At 65.7% G+C, this 2,241-nt stretch carries 2 protein-coding genes; one reads left to right on the top strand and one right to left on the bottom strand.

Annotated elements, in window-relative coordinates:
- Nucleotides 1-90 precede the first annotated feature (90 nt).
- Nucleotides 91-1,656, top strand: a complete 1,566-nt coding sequence (locus IE278_RS41700; RefSeq protein ID WP_246571855.1) for an ISL3 family transposase — start codon at nucleotides 91-93, stop codon at nucleotides 1,654-1,656.
- Between the two features lie 21 nt (nucleotides 1,657-1,677).
- Here the strand turns inward: IE278_RS41700 and IE278_RS41695 are convergent, their stop codons facing one another.
- Nucleotides 1,678-2,220, bottom strand: coding sequence for a DUF6368 family protein (locus tag IE278_RS41695; RefSeq protein WP_189780244.1), 543 nt, complete (start codon nucleotides 2,218-2,220; stop codon nucleotides 1,678-1,680).
- Nucleotides 2,221-2,241 lie beyond the last annotated feature (21 nt).

Genomic DNA, 2,241 nt, shown 5'->3' with positions numbered 1-2,241 from the left:
TGGCTGAGATAGCCCGAAAATCGCCCGGCCCGGGTGCGGTGTGGCCGACAGTGCTGCGCCGTGAACGAAGTACGGCCACAGCTCGAAAAGTTGCTGTTCTCCTCGCTGAGGAACGTGTTGGTGGTGTCGGTCGAAGTGACCGGCATGGTCGTCCGGGTGGAAGCCCTGAGCACTGCTCGGCAGGCGACGTGCCCGGGCTGCGGGTGCCTGTCGGAGCGCATACACGGCTCTTATCTGCGGTTTCCTCATGATCTGCCCACGGCGGGCAAGTCCGTCGTGGTGGCATTGAGGGTGCGCCGGTTCGTCTGCACGGAGAGTTCCTGTCCGCGCAAGACCTTCGCCGAACAGATACCGGGGCTCACCCGCCGGTTCAGCCGGCGGACGGAACGGCTGCGATCCACGCTCATCTCGGTCGGCCTCGCGCTCGCAGGCAGGGCCGGTGCCCGCATGACGGACGTCTTCGGGACACCGGTCAGCCGGAACACCCTGCTGAGACTGATCGCCTCGCTCCCGGATCCGCTCACTGCCACGCCTCGCGTGGTCGGCGTGGACGAATACGCCCAGCGCAAAGGACAGATCTACGGAACGGTGCTTGTCGACGTCGAGACACGTCGTCCGATCGACCTGCTCCCTGACCGGGAGGCGGACACGCTCGCGGCCTGGCTCGCCGAGCGGCCCGGCATCGAGATCGTCTGTCGCGACCGCGCCCCCTTCTTCGCCGACGGCGCCACCCGCGGCGCCCCACAGGCCCTCCAGGTCGCCGACCGATGGCACCTCTGGCACAACCTGGGTGAGGCCGCCGAGAAGTGCGTGTTCCGGCATCGCGGCTGCCTGCGTCCCATGCGGGAACAGCGGGAGGAACCCCAGGATGAGCCAGAGCCGGCCGCGTCATCGCCCTGGCCGACAGGGCACCGGTTCGCCGAGCGCACCCGGGCCAAGCACGCCAGCATCCACGCTCTCCTTGCCGCCGGTCACAGCAAGCGGTCCGTCGCTCGGCAGCTCGGTATGACGCTTAACACGATCCTGCGTTTTTCCCGAGCCACCACCCCAGAGGAGATGTTCACCGGGCAGTGGCAAGACCGTCCCACCAGGCTGGACGCCTACAAGCCCTACCTCGATCAGCGCTGGCAAGAAGGCTGCACCAACGCCTGGAAACTATGGGAAGAGATCAAGGAGCAGGGCTACCCCCGTGGCTACGCCGGCGTCCGCGCCTACGTCAGCAAGTATCTGCGCGACAAGCCACAACCCGTCGGCCCCCGCCCGCCCTCGGCCCGCGCCGTCACACGCTGGATCCTGACCCACCCCGATGCTCTGCCCGAATGCGACCGGATGCAGCTCAAGATGGTCCTGGCCAACTGCCCTGAACTGACCGTACTCGCTGTGCACGTGCGCTCCTTCGCCTGCATGGTCACCGAGCTGCAGGGCGAGCGACTGTCGGAGTGGATCGAAACCGCCCGAGCCGCCGCCGAACTGCCCAGCCTCAACCGGTTCGCCCAGCACCTCGAACGCGACTTCGATGCGGTCGTCGCCGGTCTTACGCAGTCGTGGAACTCGGGTGTCGTCGAAGGCCACGTCAACCGGATCAAGATGCTCAAACGGCAGATGTTCGGCCGCGCAGGATTTGAGCTCCTCCGCAAACGAGTCCTGCTGGCTTGAGCTGGCTGAACACAGTCCGGGTTACTTCAAGAGCCGGAATCCGGGCTGTTCAGTCCACGCTCGGAGGAACTCAGCCGAGCCATACGCGGCAGGCCGCGAACCGGGCGTCACCGCCATGACGCCGGGCAGTCCTGCAACAGTGGCCACTTGATCGGCTGCCAGTTCGGCATTCGCGACGCCGCCGGTCAGGTCCATGATGGCTGCGGTCAGCAGCGCCGTCACGAAGTGATCAACAGTGCTGCTGCAGAACGCGATGACGTTAACGGCGTGCGTCGGGGTGAAGCCGAGAAGGTGCTGTTGGTCGCCTTGATCGACGTGTTCAGCGTCGAAGATCGCCTCGTCGCCGACATCAGGGCCCATCAGGGAGACCATGATGGGCCGATGCCCGCCACCACCCTCAGTGTCCGTAATGCCTAGGCTCTCGGCATTAACGCTCAGGTCGTACTCGCCAAAGCGCTTCTCCTCGAAGTGCGCTGATGAGCGCAGCAGGAGCTTACGGACCTGCTGAACCACGGCACACGGAACGGTTTCAGCAAGCTCGATCGTCAACACCGGTCCGCTCATGACACGGAGCCTAGTCAGCCT

The organism is Streptomyces tauricus (assembly GCF_014650955.1).
Lineage (GTDB): Bacteria > Actinomycetota > Actinomycetes > Streptomycetales > Streptomycetaceae > Streptomyces > Streptomyces tauricus.
This window is presented reverse-complemented; position numbering and strand designations above follow the sequence as displayed.

What these genes read in the sequence shown, in the direction of transcription:
- IE278_RS41695 (WP_189780244.1), bottom strand. Translation starts at nt 2,220, where the DNA reads ATGAGCGGACCGGTGTTGACGATCGAGCTTGCTGAAACCGTTCCGTGT.